The following is a 15476-nucleotide window of genomic DNA, read 5'->3' on the forward strand; positions in this document are numbered from 1 at the left end:
TGAATTATATGAGATGGAGAATTGTGACATGAAATACATTTCCTTTAAGAAGCATATTGTGCTCGTTATTCTGGCGGTAGTCTCAACGATTCTGTACCTCCTGGATTATTTTATTATCGGCAGTGCCAGGGATATCGCCTCCAGTTTTCTAGGTAATCTCGCTTTCCTGCCTATTTACGTGATATTTGTGACACTGATGATTGAACAGATCATGCGGGAACGGGAACGCCAGAACATTATGCGCAAGCTGAACATGGTGATCGGTGTGTTCTTCAGCGAGGTCGGCAATCGTCTGCTCAAGGAGCTGTCCGCCTATGTTGTAATGTGTGACGAGTTGCGCAGCCGGCTGCTGGTCAACGGGCAGTGGAAAGATGACGATTTTCTGAGGGCGCAGGAGTATCTCAGGTCCCATGACCCACGGATCGACTGCAGCAGCTGTGACAAACAACAGCTCAAAGCGTTACTGGTTTCGAAGCGCAGCTTTCTGGTCGGATTGCTGGAAAACCAGAATCTGCTGGAGCACGAACAATTCACCGACCTGCTCTGGGCGGTTTTTCACCTGGTGGAGGAACTGGATGCCCGGCAGTCCTTCGACAGCATGTCCACTGCGGACCTGGAACATATCAACGGCGATATCAAGAGGGCTTTTGGATATCTTTCCCGCGAATGGGTCTATTACATGAAGCATCTCAAACATGACTATCCCTACCTGTTTTCCCTGGCCGTCCGCCTTAATCCTATGCTTGAACATCCTGATCCACAGGTATACTGATGCAGTGGCATACTGTGGAAACCAGCGAGGCCTGTGCCCATCTCTCGGTTGACCCCACTCGGGGGCTTGATTCCGCCGATGCGGCCCAGCGACTGTTCGGGCAGGGCGCCAATGAGCTGACCGATTCCGGCGGTATTTCACCCTGGCGAATCCTGTGGGAACAGTGCACCTCAACCATGGCGTTGATACTTACGGCTGCGGCCGTGGCCTCGCTGGTGATCGGTTCCTACCGGGATGCATTGACTATTCTGGCGATTGTCTGCCTGTTTGCACTGCTCGGCTTTGTGCAGGAGTATCGGGCCGAACGTTCCATGCGGGCCCTCAAACGATTGGCGGTGCCGACCGTACGGGTCCGCCGGAACGGTACTGTATCCGAAATTCAGGCAACGGAACTGGTGAGCGGGGATGTCATTCTGCTGGAGGCGGGCAATCTGATTCCGGCAGACTGCCGTCTGCTGGGTGCGTTTTCGCTCAAGGTCCAGGAATCCCTTCTGACCGGCGAGACCGAGGCTGTTGAGAAGCATACCCGCCCCCTGACAGATGAAACATTGCCAATCGGTGACCGCCTGAACATGATCTGGATGGGCACCGTCGCTACGACCGGGCGTGGAGAGGCGCTGGTGGTGGCGACCGGCATGCGAACCGAACTGGGGCGGATTGCCGGGATGATCCAGAGCGTGCAGAACGAATTGACACCTCTGCAAAAGCGGCTTGACCGGCTCGGGAAAATCCTCGCCGCACTAGCCGTCCTGATCGCTTGTCTGATCTTCGGACTGGGCATCTGGCGGGGTGAGGCCATGCGGGATATGCTCATGACAGCGGTGAGCCTGGCCGTGGCCGCCATTCCCGAGGGCTTGCCCGCGGTTGTGACGATCACGCTGGCCATTGCTGCGCAGCGGATGCTCAAGCGGCGGGCCCTGATCCGGAAACTGCCGGCTGTGGAAACCCTGGGGTCTGTAACTGTTATCTGTACGGATAAGACCGGCACCTTGACCGAAAACCGGATGACGGTTACGGCACTGGTCAATGCCAGGAAATTGGCCGGCCAATCAGATAATGAGGATGTGAGTATGCTGCGGATTGCGGCGACCCTCTGCAATGATGCCATGCTGCAGAATCTGGACGGACAAGCATCGGTTGTGGGCGATCCGACCGAAGGTGCTCTGCTGCAGGAGGCGGCACGCCAGGGAATCTATCGTCCCGAGCTGGAGGCGCAGTTTCCGCGGATAGCTGAAGTGCCCTTTGATTCAAACGTCAAGCGCATGCTGACAATTCATAGTGTGACAGCTGGAGGGGGGCAACACCACCTGCTGCAGGGGATGTCACTTCAAGACGGCGACCGCCTGTTGTTTGCAAAAGGCGCTTCGGATGCAATCATGCCGATCTGCAGCATCGACGAGTTGCTCCAGTCAGCGGTATCAGAGCAGGTCAATGCCCTGGCCTCCCAGGGACAACGGGTGCTGGCGGTGGCCTACCGTGTTGTTCATGCCTCTGAAATACTGGATCTTGAAGCTTGTCAGCAGGGGCTGTCCCTGCTGGGCCTGATCGCCATGATGGATCCCCCGCGAGCCGAGGCGCGCGAGGCGGTATCACGTTGCCTCAAGGCAGGTATCCGGCCGATCATGATCACCGGGGATCATCCCCTGACCGCACAGACAATCGCTTCGCAGGTCGGTATTATGTCATCCGGAGGGGTATTGACCGGCCGTGAGCTCGATGTTCTCGGTGCCTCCGGACTTGCAGAGCGGATAGATGAGGTCTCCGTCTATTCGCGGGTATCCCCCGAGCACAAGCTTCTGATTGTCCAGACACTGCAGGGGCAGGGTGAGGTGGTGGCCATGACCGGCGACGGCGTCAACGATGCCCCGGCTTTGAAGAAGGCCGGTATCGGTGTGGCCATGGGCATCAGCGGATCCGATGTTGCCAAGGAGGCCGCCGACATGGTGCTGTTGGACGACAACTTTGCCACAATTGTGGCAGCGGTAGAAGAAGGACGTACCATCTATGACAACATCCGCAAATTCATCGAATTCTCTGTGGCCGGCAACCTGGGCAAAATTCTGGCCGTGCTGCTGCTCCCGTTCCTGGGGCTGCCCAATCCGTTGACCCCGCTGCAGCTGCTTTGGCTGAACCTGCTGACCGATGGTCTGCTGGGGCTGGGAATGGGGGTCGAACGACCTGAGCCGGATGTCATGAACCGGCCGCCGATCTTCCCGACCTCGCAGATCTTCGACCGCCGCATGATCCGCCATACACTGCTGACCGGGGGCATGATCGGTCTCACCACGATCCTGCTGACCAGACATTACTGGGCCGGACATCCTGCCGGCACCTGGCAGACCGTACTGTTCACATCCCTGGCCTTTGCCCAGATCGGTCAGGCCATGGCCCTGCGTTCATTTGATCACTCGTTCTTCCGTATGGGCCTGTTCACCAATCCGTTATTGCTGGCTATGGTTGTCGCTGTTATCGTTTTACAGGCCGCGGTAGTGTACCTGCCGGTACTGCAGCCGATTTTCAGGACGATGCCGCTGACCCTCGAATCCTTGGCCTGGGTTATCGGGCCCGGAGTGACAGTATTTACGGTGCTGGAACTGGAAAAAACACTGTCTAAGCCGCGCGTATAAGTGAGTGACTACAAGGAGGATCGTCATGTCTGAAATCAATGGTGTCATGATGCAGTATTTCCACTGGTACATACCCGACGACGGCAGTCTGTGGGAGCAGACGGCTGCCAGGGCAGGTGAGCTGGCAGCCGCCGGCGTAACGGCACTCTGGCTGCCGCCGGCCTACAAAGGAATCGGCGGCAGGAGTGATGTGGGGTACGGCGTGTACGACATGTATGACCTGGGTGAATTTGACCAGAAGGGCTCAGTGCGCACGAAGTACGGCACTAAGGCGCAGTATCTGAAGGCCGTGGAGAGTCTCAAGGCCAACCGCATCCAGGTTTATGGCGACACGGTTCTCAATCACCGCATGGGAGCCGATCAGGCTGAACCCTGCAATGCAACACCCTATCCGCGGGGCGATCGACTCAATCCCAAGGGTCCGGCGCGCCGGATCAGTGCTTACACCGGTTTTACCTACCCCGGCCGCAAGGGTGCCTATTCCGCTTTCCTCTGGACCTGCAAGCATTTCGATGCTGTTGATTACGACGACCTCCAGCCGAATGAGCGCGATACGGTCTATCTGCTGGAGGGCAAACGTTTCGACGATGATGTCTCGCTGGAGTTCGGCAACTACGCCTACCTGATGGGGTGCGATATCGATTTTCAGGATCCCGAAGTACGGGAAGAGATAACCACGTGGGCTACGTGGTACCTGGATACAACCGGAGTGGACGGATTCCGCCTGGATGCCATCAAGCACATTGCGGCCTGGTTCTTTCCGGAATGGCATGATGCCCTAGAAAAACATGCCGGCCGCGAACTGTTCATGGTCGGTGAGTACTGGGCCGACAACCTGGCTGCACTGCTCTGGTATATAAATGATGTCGGCGGCAGGATGTCGGTCTTTGACGTGCCGCTGCACTTCAATTTCCATAGAGCCGGACGACTGGGCAGGGAGTATGACCTGCGCCGCATCCTGGATGGCACGCTCATGCAGACCCGACCGACCCACGCCGTCACCTTCGTGGACAACCATGATTCCCAACCCCTGCAGGCCCTGGAGTCAACGGTGGAAGCCTGGTTCAAGCCGCTGGCCTATGCCCTGATCCTGTTGCGGGGCGAGGGCTACCCATGCGTCTTTTATCCCGATTACTACGGTGCCGAGTACTCAGACAAGGGGCGGGACGGCAATGTTAACAACATCTCCCTGGCAACACACCGTTTCCTGCTCGACAAGTTCCTGTATGCCCGCCGACAGCATGCCTACGGTTCGCAGGTCGATTATTTCGACCACCCCAACACCATCGGCTGGACGCGACTGGGGGACGGGCTGCATCCCAAGGCCCTGGCGGTGATCATGAGCAACGGTCAGGACGGCTTCAAGTGGATGAATGTCGAGCGTCGCCTGGCAACCTTCAGCGACATCACCGGTCATGTGACACAGCCGGTACTGACCAACGGAGACGGCTGGGGCGAGTTCCGCTGTCCGGGCGGCAAGGTTTCGGTATGGGTGGAGGTGTAGTGCCTCTCTAGATGAGTCCCTTCAGTTCCTTGATCAGCCCATCCAGGAAGTCATAGCCCTTCTGCCAGAAATCACCTTCCGTGATGTCGATCCCGGCCAGACGCGCCGTGTCGGCCGGTGACAGTGCGCCGCCCGATTCCAGCAGTTTGCGGTAGCCCGGTTTGAAACTGTCGCCGTCTTCGCGGTATTTCTGGAACAGCGCTAGGACCAGCAGCTCGGCAAAGGTGTAGGAGTAGCAGTAAAAGCGGGAGTGAATGAAGTGGCTGATGTAGCTCCAGCCCCACCGGTAGGCCGGGATCATTTCGACCGCATCGCCGAACAGCTTGGCGTTCTCCTCCAGCCAGATGTTACCGATGCGGTCATTTGAGAGCAGGCCGTTTTTGCGTTCGGCGTGCAGGCGCAGTTCAAAGCGGGTCAGCACGGTCTGACGGAAGGTGGTGGCGATGATATCCTCGATCTTGGCGCAGAGCAGTGACTTGCGTACGATCGGGTCACTCTCGTTGTCCAGCAGCGCCCTGGTCAGCAGCATCTCACCGAAGACCGAGGCGGTCTCAGCCAGGGGCAGGGGGGCGTGATAGTTGAGCATGGTCTGCTTCTGGGCCAGGACGAAATGCAGGCCATGGCCGGCCTCATGGGCGATGGTGGCCAGATCCCGCAGGGTACCGGTGTAGTTGAGCAGCAGGAAGGGGGGGGCTTCGGGCGATACGCCCATGGCAAAGGCGCCCCCTGACTTGCCGGTGCGCGGCATGACATCCACCCGGCGCTCATCAAAGAATGCCCCCACGATCCGGCCGAACTCCGGGTCATAGTCGCCATAAGATGCCACGACCATGTCACGGGCCTCGGTAAAGTCGTACTTCCGTTCGGATTCTACCACCGGTGCATACACGTCGGTATTGCGGATCTTGTCCATACCGAGCATCTTGGCCTTGAGCCGGAAATATTCCTGGGCCAGTCCGAAATTGGCCTCGGTGACCGCCATCAGGTGTTCGACCGCTTCATCCGGAATCTCGTTGCCGATGTTGGTCGGCTGGATCGACGAATCGTAACCGCGCAGTTCCATCTCCTGGCCATGGTCCAGAGCCATGTTGTTGAAGACGGCGTTATAGACGATCCCGTTTTCAGCATGCTTCTCCAGAAAGGTAGTAAAGGCCCGAAAGCGGACATCAGCTGAGGTATGGTGCAGCAGGGAGAGCAGCTCCTCGCCGGTGAAATCACGCTCCGTTCCGTCCATTTCCATGCGGTAGCTGAAGGAGGCCGATAGCTCGTCGAACAGCTTGGTAAAGGCGCGCATGCCGGTCAGTTCCTTGCGGGTCAGCAGGCGTTCTTCGTTTTCCTTGAGGGTGTAGGGGCGGAACTTGCGGATGCCGCTCAGGAAATGTACATATCCTTGAGCCTCGGGCAGTTCGCAGAAGGCCGCAAAACGGTCATCTGTCAGTTCCATCAGCTCCAGATCAAAAAACAGCAATTGCTGGGAAAGTCGGTTTCCCAGTTCCGAGCAGCGTTGTGAAAGGGCCAGATAGGTCTTGTTGCCAGAATCTTCGGCAAAAAGCAGGTGAGCGTAGCAGAAGGCCCTGGTCATGTGTACCTGCAGGCACTCGTATTCCCGAACTGCTGTCAGTATAGCTGCCGCGTCCAGGCCGGCTATTTTTTCAAAGTATCGCTGGCGGAAGTCGGCGGCCAGGGCTTCAAAGGAAGCCAGGTCGTTTTCTAGCTGCGGTGAATCCGGTGCGGGGTACAGCAGTGCGGTGTTCCAGGTAAGGTCAGTGGTGGTCATTTATCGTCTCCATGTGAACGGTGTTTTTATAGTCAGGCAGGGATGTTGGGCTGCACGTCTGCTGCCAATATATCAGATCATCAATATTATGGTGCAAAAAAGTACCGGTTATGTATAATGTCAAAATTATATGTAATAACAGCATGTTGTAGAGGAGAATCTTCGGTCGCTGGTGGGCCGCCCAGTCTTCAAAACTGGTGAGGGGGATGAGAAATCTCCCTGGCAGGTTCGATTCCTGTGATTCTCCGCCATGCTGTACATTTTTTTACCTTCACTTAAACCATTCATGGGAGCGCAGATGGCTTACAGGTGCGCACGGTGACATGGGAGTACAGGATCCGGGAGCAATGCCGTTCAGCGGAAGCCATCAGGTGCGTGCCGACAGCAGGGGGGCTCTTCATTATGAATATGCGGTCAGAGCCGATTCAGCTCGAGAAAAGCTACAACCTGTCCGCCTTTGCCCCATGGATGTATCTTGGTGACTCCTGGAGAATACCTGGTGACTATTCTATTCCTCTTATAAGGGAACGAAAACTATATGAAGATGCAAGCAAGAATCCTGAATTGGGGAGGAAAAGAAGAGTGTTGCACAAATAGGAATGCAGCATCATATAAGCTCTACCGGTTGGTTGTGGCAGAGCTTATATGAATAAGCACATCAAGGTGTCTTGACGATTTTTGTAAAGAGGTAATCATTATTAGCAACCGGTATATGGCACCCGAAACATTCGCTTACAAAACTTGCATCCTTGCCGTATGGTTTTAGTTCATTACCTAAAAAACGGGCAAAGCCCCAGCCACCGGTATCTTTGTACTTCTTGGCATCCTTCACCATAAACTCAACCTGAACAAATGACCCCGGTTCGGTAGCAACCGGAAAGTTGGGATGTTTTTCGGCCTTCCAGGCAACTTTAGCAAGTACGCTGCCATCGGGAAGCGGCTTTTTGCCGGCGCGTAGAGCTGTGATAGCAGTTTCGTTTCCAGTAATGACGCGGATATGACACTTGTCTTCCCGATACGAGGGAGCCACGACCTTCCATGACATATAATCAGGGTAGATGGCAATTCCGTTTGGTGCCGTAGGCAGATCTGCTGCAACGAGAGTTCCTGCAACATAGAGTAAAACTACACAGGCCAAAAAAAATCTCCCCATAAAAACCTCCTTGATATGATTTGAGTTACCCAGACAGCAATGTATGGCTGTTTTAATAATAGCATTAGTACCGTTCATTTCAATAAGCCGGCATGTATATAATTGACAGAATCATGGGGCCCGATTATTGTATTCAATAATTTGAATATTTCATTACAAGGAGACGAGGATATGCCAATTTACGAGTACTCATGCATGAAATGTGGCTACCACTTTGAAAAATTGCAGAAAGACAGCTCCACGCAACCATCTGAATGCCCCTCCTGCAGTTCTTCTGATGTTAAGAGAGAGTTGTCGACTTTTTCGCCTGTTGGAGGAGTGGTGTCGTCGTCAGCCGGATGTTCCAGTGGTGGCGGTTGAAGACCTCGATAACGCCAGGTTGGCGTTACTATTAAAACAGTGTGCGATCATATTTGGTATATCAGTCGAGCCATTAGTAAAGCTCTTTATACCTGCCTGATTTGGCAACCGAGTAAACAAGGAGGAATTCATCCATGGACTGGGATGAACGCTACAGTGAACGGGGCTTTGCATACGGCACGGCCCCGAATGAATTTATCGCTTCGGAAGCTAACAGGATTCCGAAAGGAAAAATTCTGTCTCTTGCAGAGGGTGAAGGAAGAAACGCCGTCTATCTGGCATCACTCGGATATGGGGTAACCGGTGTTGACGGGTCGGAAGCGGGGCTGCGCAAAGCACAAGAACTGGCATTAGAACATGGTGTAACCATCACGACAATCCACGCAGACCTGAGTGAGTTCAAGATCGAGCCGGAACAGTGGGATGGAGTCATCGCCTGTTATTGCCACGTGCCTTCGACAATCCGTATTCCACTCCACCAGGCAGCGGTGCAAGGGTTGAAGCCAGGTGGAGTATTCATACTGGAAGCGTTCAGCAAGGAGCAACGTAACTACAATACTGGTGGCCCACAATCTCCCGATATGCTCATGTCGCTGGATGATCTTATGCAGGAACTTGCCGGGCTGAAGTTTATCCATGCAGTAAAAATAGAACGGGAAGTGCGTGAAGGGAGCAGGCATACGGGATTGGCTTCGGTTGTCCAGATATTAGGCGTTAAGCCATGACGTACGCTGACCTGCAGGAATCTCTTCGGGTACTTGGCTTACGGGATAGAAGCAATCTCAAAGAGATAAAAACTCGTCATCGAGAGTTAGTGAAGCGCCACCATCCAGATACTGGTAACCCTGATGATAAAGATACAATTCAAAGAGTAAATGCTGCTTATAGAACACTACTCGATTACATAACCGAATATCAGTTTTCCTTTGCCGAAGATGAGTTTTACGAACAGAACCCGGATGAACGGTTGCGTCAGCAGTTCATGGACACTCCGTTGTGGGGGAAGCGGTAGTTTTTCCCTGAATTTCTTTTGTCTCGATCATGCAGCAGGTGAGGCAAAGAGCACGAATTGTGTCATTAATTACATCAATTTTTGTTCTGGAAGCCAAGTATGAATACCATCCATCGTATCTGGAAACTCAGCTGCAACGGCATTCGATGTCGTCGGCTGAAAAAATCCGGCAAGCCACATCGGCTTGAGGCATTAAGTCTTGAAATCACACACCATTGCATGTGCCAATGCATTATGTGCAATATCTGGAAGATTCCTGCGCAGATTAAAGATATTGATCTTGCCGGTTGGCTGAAACTCCTCTCATCAGAAGAACTCCGATATCTTAAAGAACTGGATTTAACTGGAGGGGAGCCGTTTTTATGGAAGGATCTGGACAAACTTCTACAGGGAATTTGTGACCTTCAGTCAGCTAACTTTCCGGAACTACGAACAATAGCAATTACCACAAATGGAATTTTGACCGACAGGATTCTGGATCGTACTCGGGAAATAATCGGAGCACTGCAAATAAGGGGCATTGATCTGGTTCTCGCGTGTGGAATGGATGCGGCAGGAGAACTTCACGACCGGATCAGAAACTACTCTGGAGCTTGGAAAAAGCTACAGGAAACCCTGTCAGGGCTCTACAACATCAGAAAGACCAATTCTAACCTAATCCTCGGTATTAAGACCACTATTGTACCGCTGAATGTGTATGAGCTTGATAATATTGCCGATTATGCTGAAGAAAACGGCCTGTTCACTATTATATCTCCACGAATTATTACTTCCAACCGGTTTATAAATAGTGAGAAAGAGGCCGAACTGCATTTCAATCCCGCTGAAATCTTGTCGATCATTCGATTTTACGAAGGTCAACGATTTGCATGGAGCGGGCACCGTGAGGCGCTACTTGGCTACCTGAGGAGCGGCAAGATTCAAAAGCCTTGTTCTGCCGGTTTTAACACCCTGTTTATCAGGCACAACGGCAATGTATTTACCTGCCCTATAGTGCCGATAACACTCGGAAATATTAATGATCAGTCACTGAGTGAACTGTTTCGTAGTCCGGTTGCCGACCGGATTCGAAAAAAAGTCGGGGAATTTCCTGGATGTAACGTTTGCACTGAACCTGGTCTGGAACGTATTGCCTGGCCATTCGAAGGATTTGCCCTTCTGAATATGATGGCAAGAACAGGGTTGAAAGATTTTGACAGACTTGTTCAGCATTTGGGTATTGACAAGTATTTGTGAACCTCTGTATGGACCGTGTGAGCTCAAAACAGCAAGTACACGAATGGCCAATATTTTTTGTTAACGGATGCTTCCGCACGATATCCCCATTCCATTTTATTAGATCCATAAATCCCGTTTGTCATTAAATACCGCATCCACGTATAATTCAATATTACAAATATATTGACATTCATATATCTGTAATAGTAAATTGTGTATATTCACGAAACAACAAGGAGATACACTATGAAAGTTTGTTTTCCGGTAGTGGTAAATCAGGGATTGGCGAGTCAGATATTCAACCATTTCGGGTCAGCACCGGAGTTTTTGATCGTAGATGTGACTACGAGCGAAATTACGTCGATAAGTAACAGCGACCAGATTCATCAACACGGTGCCTGCAATCCGGTAGCAGGACTTGGTGGACATCATGTTGACGCCATTGTTGTTGGAGGTATCGGCGGTGGTGCTCTCCATAAACTAAATATGACCGGGATAAGGGCGTTTAAGGCTCATGACGGATCAATTTCTGAAAATATTGACATGCTGAAAGTCGGAACACTCCAGGAGTATCTTCCGGGCCATACCTGTGGCGGCCATGGTCACGATCACGGGTGTTCACATTAACATGGCGCGACCGCGTAAAACAAGAACATGTGTCTGTCCATACCGAGCTGGTTACTCCGCCGTTTTCAAGCCGGCCGGGACACCTTTGAAAGATCTGGATGTAATTCATCTTGCTCAGGATGAGTTAGAAGCCCTGCATCTGTGTGACGCTGAAACAATGACACAGGAAGAGGCAAGGAGTGAGCATGGGAGTCTCATGTGGCACGGTTCAGCGGCTTCTGGCCGGTGCTCGATTCAAGGTGGCCAAAGCGCTTGTCGGGCAAATGGCGCTGGCTATTTCAGGAGCCGCCCATGAAAAAGACAAAGCCATCAACATGCAGAAATTATATGACTCGGAATATTGCAGTCAAAATCAAACCATACCAATAAGGAGTCTCATTGTGAAAAAAATCTCTTCAATAGTAATCCTGTTCAGCATGTTTGCCATTTTAACATTTGTTTTTGCACAAACAGCCAGTGCTGATGAAGCAAAAATGATTGGTGCGATCTCAACGATTGAGCTGTCCTCAGACGGAAAAGCAGCTACTGCAATTCTTAAAGACACCAAAACGGGAGAATCCGTTACGATTCTCGTTACTGACGAACTGACTTTGGACAAGTTCAAGGACAAGCGGATAGTCGAAGGTGATGAAATCCGATGCAAATATGAAAAAAATGAGGGCAAAAACAACAGCAAGATGTTTAAGAAAACGGCTGGTTGTTAATTAGCGAAATTGGGTAAAGGATGTGAGAACCAATGAATACTCTGCTCGACTATAAGTTCCTCATCCCGCTTGTGCTTTTGCTGGGATTTGCACCATTTTTCCCTCAACCCCACATTGTTGAAAAACTCAGGATGTTGATGGACGGCACACTGAAAAGGCCAATTGATGTCTTTGACCTGTTTTGGCATGCCTGGCCCTTTGTGTTGCTGGCTTACCGGATATTCAGAGATATCAGTCATAAAATTTAAATAAGTGTTATTAAATCGGCTTCAAAAACAGGAGCAATGCCGGCCTCATATTATTATGTCAGCCAAGAAGTGGCTCCCAAAGAAGAAGCTCTTCAGTGTGGTGAGTGTCACCTTGGTGGCACACGCATGGGTTGGAAAGCACTTGGCTACAAGGGAGGCCCGATGGTGACAGGCGGCAGGTTTTCAAAAGCTGTTGGTGAAGAAGCAAAGAAATAACTCTAGAGCCTCCCCAATGACAGTGGATTGACTGTGGCTGGAGAGAAAAAAAGGAATTTTACAATGCTCCCCCAAGAATTGTTGAAACGAATGAAGTCCAAGCAGCCTCCCACTGTTCTTGACGTCCGCAGCGGTTTTGAATTCCGGAGTGGACATATACCAGGAGCACTTCATTCGCCTGCATTCAAGATCCTGTTTCGGATGGCTCGTATACCATCAGACAAAAACACTGAACTGGTGGTGACTTGTGAGCACGGCCCTCGTGCCCAAATTGTCAAGAGTCTGTTGGGTGTTTTAGGTTATCGAAATATTACACTCCTCGAAGGGCATATGTCTGCCTGGAGACAAGCTGGTCGGCGTCAGGAAAAATAGCAGAGAGATATTGTTAATTGCAGTTCTGAAGGGCTGCCTATTTATTCATACGGGAGAGTAAGCATGAAGATGCGGATTGTTGTAATCGGAGCAAATGCTGCCGGAGCCAAGGCTGCCTCGAAAGCGAAGCGGATTAACCCCAAAGCCGACGTAACCATGGTTGATAGAGGTGCTTTTATCTCGTACGGAGCGTGCGGCATTCCCTATTTTGTTTCAGATACTGTTGCAGACGTGAAGGAATTGATGAGTACGGCGGTTGGTGTTGTACGGGATGCAAATTTCTTTAAAAAGGTCAAAGGCGTAACTGTTAAGACACATGCCGAAGTAACCAGTATTGATCGTGAAGCAAAGGTTGTTCACCTGCTTGAAACAACATCAGGCCAATATTCTACTCTTGCCTATGACCGTTTAATTCTTGCAACAGGCAGCACACCCTTTATTCCCAAAATCAATAATGTGCATCTGGCCAACATTCTGACCGTTAAATCCATTGAAGATGCTGAGCTGTTGAAGGCGTGCGCTATTTCTGGCAGCAAGGCATGTATTGTCGGTGGTGGATTGATCGGTCTGGAAACTGCAGAGGCATTACAGCAAAAAGGAATGCAGGTGACGGTCATCGAAATGCGTGATCAGCTCCTACCTGGAGTGCTGGACCCTGAAATGGCCTTTCTGGTAGAAAAACAACTCAAGCAGCATGGTGTGATGGTCATTACGGGCTGTGCAGTAACAGGTTTTATTGGGAATACCTCTGTGGAAGCGGTGCTCATCGGCGAACAGGAATTGCCTGCAGACCTGGTTGTCCTTGCCCCCGGTGTTACTCCCAATATCGGACTGGCCAGCGCCGCCGGTCTTGAAATAGGTGCGACCGGAGCCATTTCGGTTGATCTGCGACTATGCACCAACGATCCCGATATATACGCCTGCGGTGACTGCTGTGAAACCACACACCTGATCACAGGAAAAAAGGTACACATTCCGCTAGGCAGTACGGCCAATAAGCAGGGGCGTGTTGCCGGAATCAATGCTGCCGGTGGTGAAGCCTCCTTTGCCGGTGTTATCGGCACCAGCATACTGAGAGTTTTCAATATCAATGCGGGCAAGACCGGACTGAGCGAAACCGAGGCGCGGGCCAATGGTTTTGATATAGAAACAGCTCTCTCTCCGGCCCATGACAAAGCCCACTTTTTCCCCGGTGCAAAACCGATTGTCCTCAAGCTGATTGCAGAGCGTAAAACAGGCCGGCTTCTCGGCCTGCAGGCAGTAGGTGAAGGTGCCGTAGACAAGCGCCTCGACGCTGCTGCAACCGCCATAACCTTCCACGCAACAGCTGACCAGTTGTCCCAGTTAGATCTTGCCTATGCTCCGCCATATTCGGCCGCTATGGACAACCTCATTGTGGCAGCGGATATCCTTAAAAACAAACTTGCCGGCCATGCCAGAGGTATCTCGCCGCATGAAGTCAAACGCAAATTTGATGAAGAGGTCGATTTCATCCTGCTTGATGTGCGCTCTCCGGCAGAACATGGCGAGATTGGCATCGAGGGGGCGAAGCTGATTCCCTTGGGTATGCTGAGAGAAAAGCTGGAGGAACTACCGAGAGATAAAGAAATAGTCACCTTCTGCAAGGTCAGTCTGCGTGGTTACGAAGCCCAAAAGATTCTTGATGCAGCCGGATTTGAAAATACCAAGTTCATGGATGGCGGCATACTTGCCTGGCCGTACGATCTAAGAAACACAATCTAAGCCGTTCCTGACGGTGAACATAAAAATACAATGGAGAGTAGAGATGAAAACAACAATCGTAACTGCGGTAACTGCAGCATTATTGATGGCCGCCGGGTTCGCTTTTGCCGGGGGAACGCCTGCACCACTCAGCACACCGGAACTGAAGCAGACAATTGGAGCCAATGGGAAAGCAACACTCGTATTTTTCCAGAACCCATACGGTGGGCCATGCAAGGCACAGAAAGGAATCCTTGATAAGCTGACAAAGGATAAAAAAGCCAGCTTTAATATTGCCAGTGTAAATGCCATGGATCAGAACGATCAGAAAGCGTTCTACGATTATGGCGTCAGAAGCCTTCCATCCCTCGTGCTGGTCGATAAGACGGGCAAAATAAGCAAGGTGTTTCCTCCGGGCATCCAAAGTATCGAGACGCTGTCATCTGCTCTGGACGGCCTGAAATAATGGACGTCAGCATCATAAACATCATGATGGCTGTTGGCGCAGGACTAGCAAGTGTACTATCGCCCTGCGTCCTTCCGGTCATTCCGATCATTATGGCGGGAGCGGAGCGGAATGACCGCCTCCGGCCAGTGATAGTCGTAACCGGCCTGTCGCTATCCTTCATGGCAATGGGAGCGATCTCGTCACTTTTCGGGGCGCTCTTGATTGGTAAAACCCGTTATATCGAGATCGTGGGTGCGGCGATAATCGTTTTGATGGGATTGATGGTTATGTTCGACGTGAGCATTTTTAAACAGTTTTACCAGCTTTCCAACATCCGGGTTAAAGGTGAAGGGCGTATTGGCGGTCTGATCCTCGGTATGGCACTCGGTGTCATCTGGGTGCCGTGTGTTGGACCGTTTCTTTCAAGTACCCTGACCATGGTTGCCACAAGCGGGCAGTTGGCAAGCGGCATACTATTGCTGGGTTTTTATTCCATAGGCCTGGCAATACCCATGCTGATTGTAGGCTATTCATCGCAACTGTTACAGAACAAAATCAAAGGGTTGTTGAAGCATGATTCAATTCTGCGCTATGTGACCGGAGGCATACTGGTCGCTTTCGGGTTATATTCGATCATTGCAGGCAATGTAGCATTTAAGTAATTTAGCCGTTTTTGCTGCGAGTATTATAATGGAGAAATAAGTCAGTCAGGTGGT

General features: G+C 51.6%; 17 protein-coding genes and 1 tRNA gene. 16 read left to right on the forward strand and 2 right to left on the reverse strand.

From position 1 onward, the window contains the following. Window positions 1–28: 28 nt before the first annotated feature. Genes ACOCF6_RS21900 through ACOCF6_RS21910 form a run of 3 tightly spaced genes read left to right on the forward strand, consistent with a single transcriptional unit; the run spans window position 29 to window position 4903 of the window. Complete coding sequence (locus ACOCF6_RS21900; RefSeq protein WP_482462452.1) at window positions 29–772, forward strand: hypothetical protein; 744 nt, start codon at window positions 29–31, stop codon at window positions 770–772. Then, window positions 772–3399: a cation-translocating P-type ATPase gene (locus ACOCF6_RS21905; RefSeq protein ID WP_482462453.1), complete on the forward strand. Its 2628-nt coding sequence runs from the start codon at window positions 772–774 to the stop codon at window positions 3397–3399. The genes ACOCF6_RS21900 and ACOCF6_RS21905 overlap by 1 nt, the downstream gene beginning before the upstream one ends. A gap of 25 nt (window positions 3400–3424) precedes the next feature. Further along, window positions 3425–4903 (forward strand): alpha-amylase, encoded by a 1479-nt coding sequence (locus ACOCF6_RS21910; RefSeq protein ID WP_482462454.1) that lies wholly within the window; start codon window positions 3425–3427, stop codon window positions 4901–4903. 7 nt (window positions 4904–4910) lie between these two features. Here the strand turns inward: ACOCF6_RS21910 and ACOCF6_RS21915 are convergent, their stop codons facing one another. Then, the gene (locus ACOCF6_RS21915; protein ID WP_482462455.1) at window positions 4911–6680 is read right to left on the reverse strand and encodes a M3 family oligoendopeptidase; all 1770 of its coding nucleotides are present in this window, start codon (window positions 6678–6680) and stop codon (window positions 4911–4913) included. 153 nt (window positions 6681–6833) lie between these two features. Between ACOCF6_RS21915 and ACOCF6_RS21920 the strand changes: the two genes are divergently transcribed. Then, window positions 6834–6931, forward strand: a tRNA-Sec gene (locus tag ACOCF6_RS21920). A gap of 407 nt (window positions 6932–7338) precedes the next feature. On the opposite strand, the gene ACOCF6_RS21925 is transcribed toward ACOCF6_RS21920, so the two are convergent. Then, a complete protein-coding gene (locus tag ACOCF6_RS21925) occupies window positions 7339–7833 on the reverse strand; it encodes a cytochrome P460 family protein (protein WP_482462456.1) in 495 nt (164 codons plus the stop codon). Between the two features lie 171 nt (window positions 7834–8004). On the opposite strand from ACOCF6_RS21925, the gene ACOCF6_RS21930 reads away from it, so the two are divergent. The 12 genes from ACOCF6_RS21930 to ACOCF6_RS21985 all read left to right on the forward strand — a co-directional run bounded on the left by ACOCF6_RS21930 (window position 8005) and on the right by ACOCF6_RS21985 (window position 15422). Next, entirely contained in the window at window positions 8005–8193 is a 189-nt protein-coding gene (locus ACOCF6_RS21930) for an FmdB family zinc ribbon protein (RefSeq protein ID WP_482462457.1), read from the forward strand. 134 nt (window positions 8194–8327) lie between these two features. Next, complete coding sequence (locus ACOCF6_RS21935) at window positions 8328–8918, forward strand: class I SAM-dependent methyltransferase (RefSeq protein ID WP_482462458.1); 591 nt, start codon at window positions 8328–8330, stop codon at window positions 8916–8918. Continuing rightward, a complete protein-coding gene (locus tag ACOCF6_RS21940) occupies window positions 8915–9205 on the forward strand; it encodes a J domain-containing protein (RefSeq protein WP_482462459.1) in 291 nt (96 codons plus the stop codon). The genes ACOCF6_RS21935 and ACOCF6_RS21940 overlap by 4 nt, the downstream gene beginning before the upstream one ends. Window positions 9206–9304: 99 nt before the next feature. Further along, window positions 9305–10441: a radical SAM protein gene (locus ACOCF6_RS21945; protein WP_482462460.1), complete on the forward strand. Its 1137-nt coding sequence runs from the start codon at window positions 9305–9307 to the stop codon at window positions 10439–10441. 228 nt (window positions 10442–10669) lie between these two features. Then, on the forward strand, window positions 10670–11050 hold the full coding sequence (locus ACOCF6_RS21950; RefSeq protein WP_482462461.1) for a NifB/NifX family molybdenum-iron cluster-binding protein: 381 nt from the start codon (window positions 10670–10672) through the stop codon (window positions 11048–11050). Window positions 11051–11235: 185 nt separating this feature from the next. Continuing rightward, window positions 11236–11754, forward strand: coding sequence for a hypothetical protein (locus tag ACOCF6_RS21955; protein WP_482462462.1), 519 nt, complete (start codon window positions 11236–11238; stop codon window positions 11752–11754). 32 nt (window positions 11755–11786) lie between these two features. Beyond that, complete coding sequence (locus ACOCF6_RS21960; protein ID WP_482462463.1) at window positions 11787–12002, forward strand: hypothetical protein; 216 nt, start codon at window positions 11787–11789, stop codon at window positions 12000–12002. Window positions 12003–12038: 36 nt separating this feature from the next. After that, the gene (locus ACOCF6_RS21965; protein ID WP_482462464.1) at window positions 12039–12218 is read left to right on the forward strand and encodes a hypothetical protein; all 180 of its coding nucleotides are present in this window, start codon (window positions 12039–12041) and stop codon (window positions 12216–12218) included. 63 nt (window positions 12219–12281) lie between these two features. Continuing rightward, window positions 12282–12590: a rhodanese-like domain-containing protein gene (locus tag ACOCF6_RS21970; RefSeq protein ID WP_482462465.1), complete on the forward strand. Its 309-nt coding sequence runs from the start codon at window positions 12282–12284 to the stop codon at window positions 12588–12590. 63 nt (window positions 12591–12653) lie between these two features. After that, window positions 12654–14333, forward strand: coding sequence for an FAD-dependent oxidoreductase (locus ACOCF6_RS21975; protein WP_482462466.1), 1680 nt, complete (start codon window positions 12654–12656; stop codon window positions 14331–14333). A gap of 43 nt (window positions 14334–14376) precedes the next feature. After that, the gene (locus ACOCF6_RS21980) at window positions 14377–14778 is read left to right on the forward strand and encodes a thioredoxin family protein (RefSeq protein ID WP_482462467.1); all 402 of its coding nucleotides are present in this window, start codon (window positions 14377–14379) and stop codon (window positions 14776–14778) included. After that, a complete protein-coding gene (locus tag ACOCF6_RS21985) occupies window positions 14778–15422 on the forward strand; it encodes a cytochrome c biogenesis CcdA family protein (protein ID WP_482462468.1) in 645 nt (214 codons plus the stop codon). Before ACOCF6_RS21980 ends, ACOCF6_RS21985 begins: the two co-directional genes overlap by 1 nt. Window positions 15423–15476: the final 54 nt, after the last annotated feature.

This window comes from Geobacter psychrophilus (assembly GCF_056821595.1).

Coding starts and splice junctions, on each gene's coding strand:
- ACOCF6_RS21900 (WP_482462452.1), top strand. CDS start 29: ATGAAATACATTTCCTTTAAGAAGCATATTGTGCTCGTTATTCTGGCG.
- ACOCF6_RS21905 (WP_482462453.1), top strand. CDS start 772: ATGCAGTGGCATACTGTGGAAACCAGCGAGGCCTGTGCCCATCTCTCG.
- ACOCF6_RS21910 (WP_482462454.1), top strand. CDS start 3,425: ATGTCTGAAATCAATGGTGTCATGATGCAGTATTTCCACTGGTACATA.
- ACOCF6_RS21915 (WP_482462455.1), bottom strand. CDS start 6,680: ATGACCACCACTGACCTTACCTGGAACACCGCACTGCTGTACCCCGCA.
- ACOCF6_RS21925 (WP_482462456.1), bottom strand. CDS start 7,833: ATGGGGAGATTTTTTTTGGCCTGTGTAGTTTTACTCTATGTTGCAGGA.
- ACOCF6_RS21930 (WP_482462457.1), top strand. CDS start 8,005: ATGCCAATTTACGAGTACTCATGCATGAAATGTGGCTACCACTTTGAA.
- ACOCF6_RS21935 (WP_482462458.1), top strand. CDS start 8,328: ATGGACTGGGATGAACGCTACAGTGAACGGGGCTTTGCATACGGCACG.
- ACOCF6_RS21940 (WP_482462459.1), top strand. CDS start 8,915: ATGACGTACGCTGACCTGCAGGAATCTCTTCGGGTACTTGGCTTACGG.
- ACOCF6_RS21945 (WP_482462460.1), top strand. CDS start 9,305: ATGAATACCATCCATCGTATCTGGAAACTCAGCTGCAACGGCATTCGA.
- ACOCF6_RS21950 (WP_482462461.1), top strand. CDS start 10,670: ATGAAAGTTTGTTTTCCGGTAGTGGTAAATCAGGGATTGGCGAGTCAG.
- ACOCF6_RS21955 (WP_482462462.1), top strand. CDS start 11,236: ATGGGAGTCTCATGTGGCACGGTTCAGCGGCTTCTGGCCGGTGCTCGA.
- ACOCF6_RS21960 (WP_482462463.1), top strand. CDS start 11,787: ATGAATACTCTGCTCGACTATAAGTTCCTCATCCCGCTTGTGCTTTTG.
- ACOCF6_RS21965 (WP_482462464.1), top strand. CDS start 12,039: ATGCCGGCCTCATATTATTATGTCAGCCAAGAAGTGGCTCCCAAAGAA.
- ACOCF6_RS21970 (WP_482462465.1), top strand. CDS start 12,282: ATGCTCCCCCAAGAATTGTTGAAACGAATGAAGTCCAAGCAGCCTCCC.
- ACOCF6_RS21975 (WP_482462466.1), top strand. CDS start 12,654: ATGAAGATGCGGATTGTTGTAATCGGAGCAAATGCTGCCGGAGCCAAG.
- ACOCF6_RS21980 (WP_482462467.1), top strand. CDS start 14,377: ATGAAAACAACAATCGTAACTGCGGTAACTGCAGCATTATTGATGGCC.
- ACOCF6_RS21985 (WP_482462468.1), top strand. CDS start 14,778: ATGGACGTCAGCATCATAAACATCATGATGGCTGTTGGCGCAGGACTA.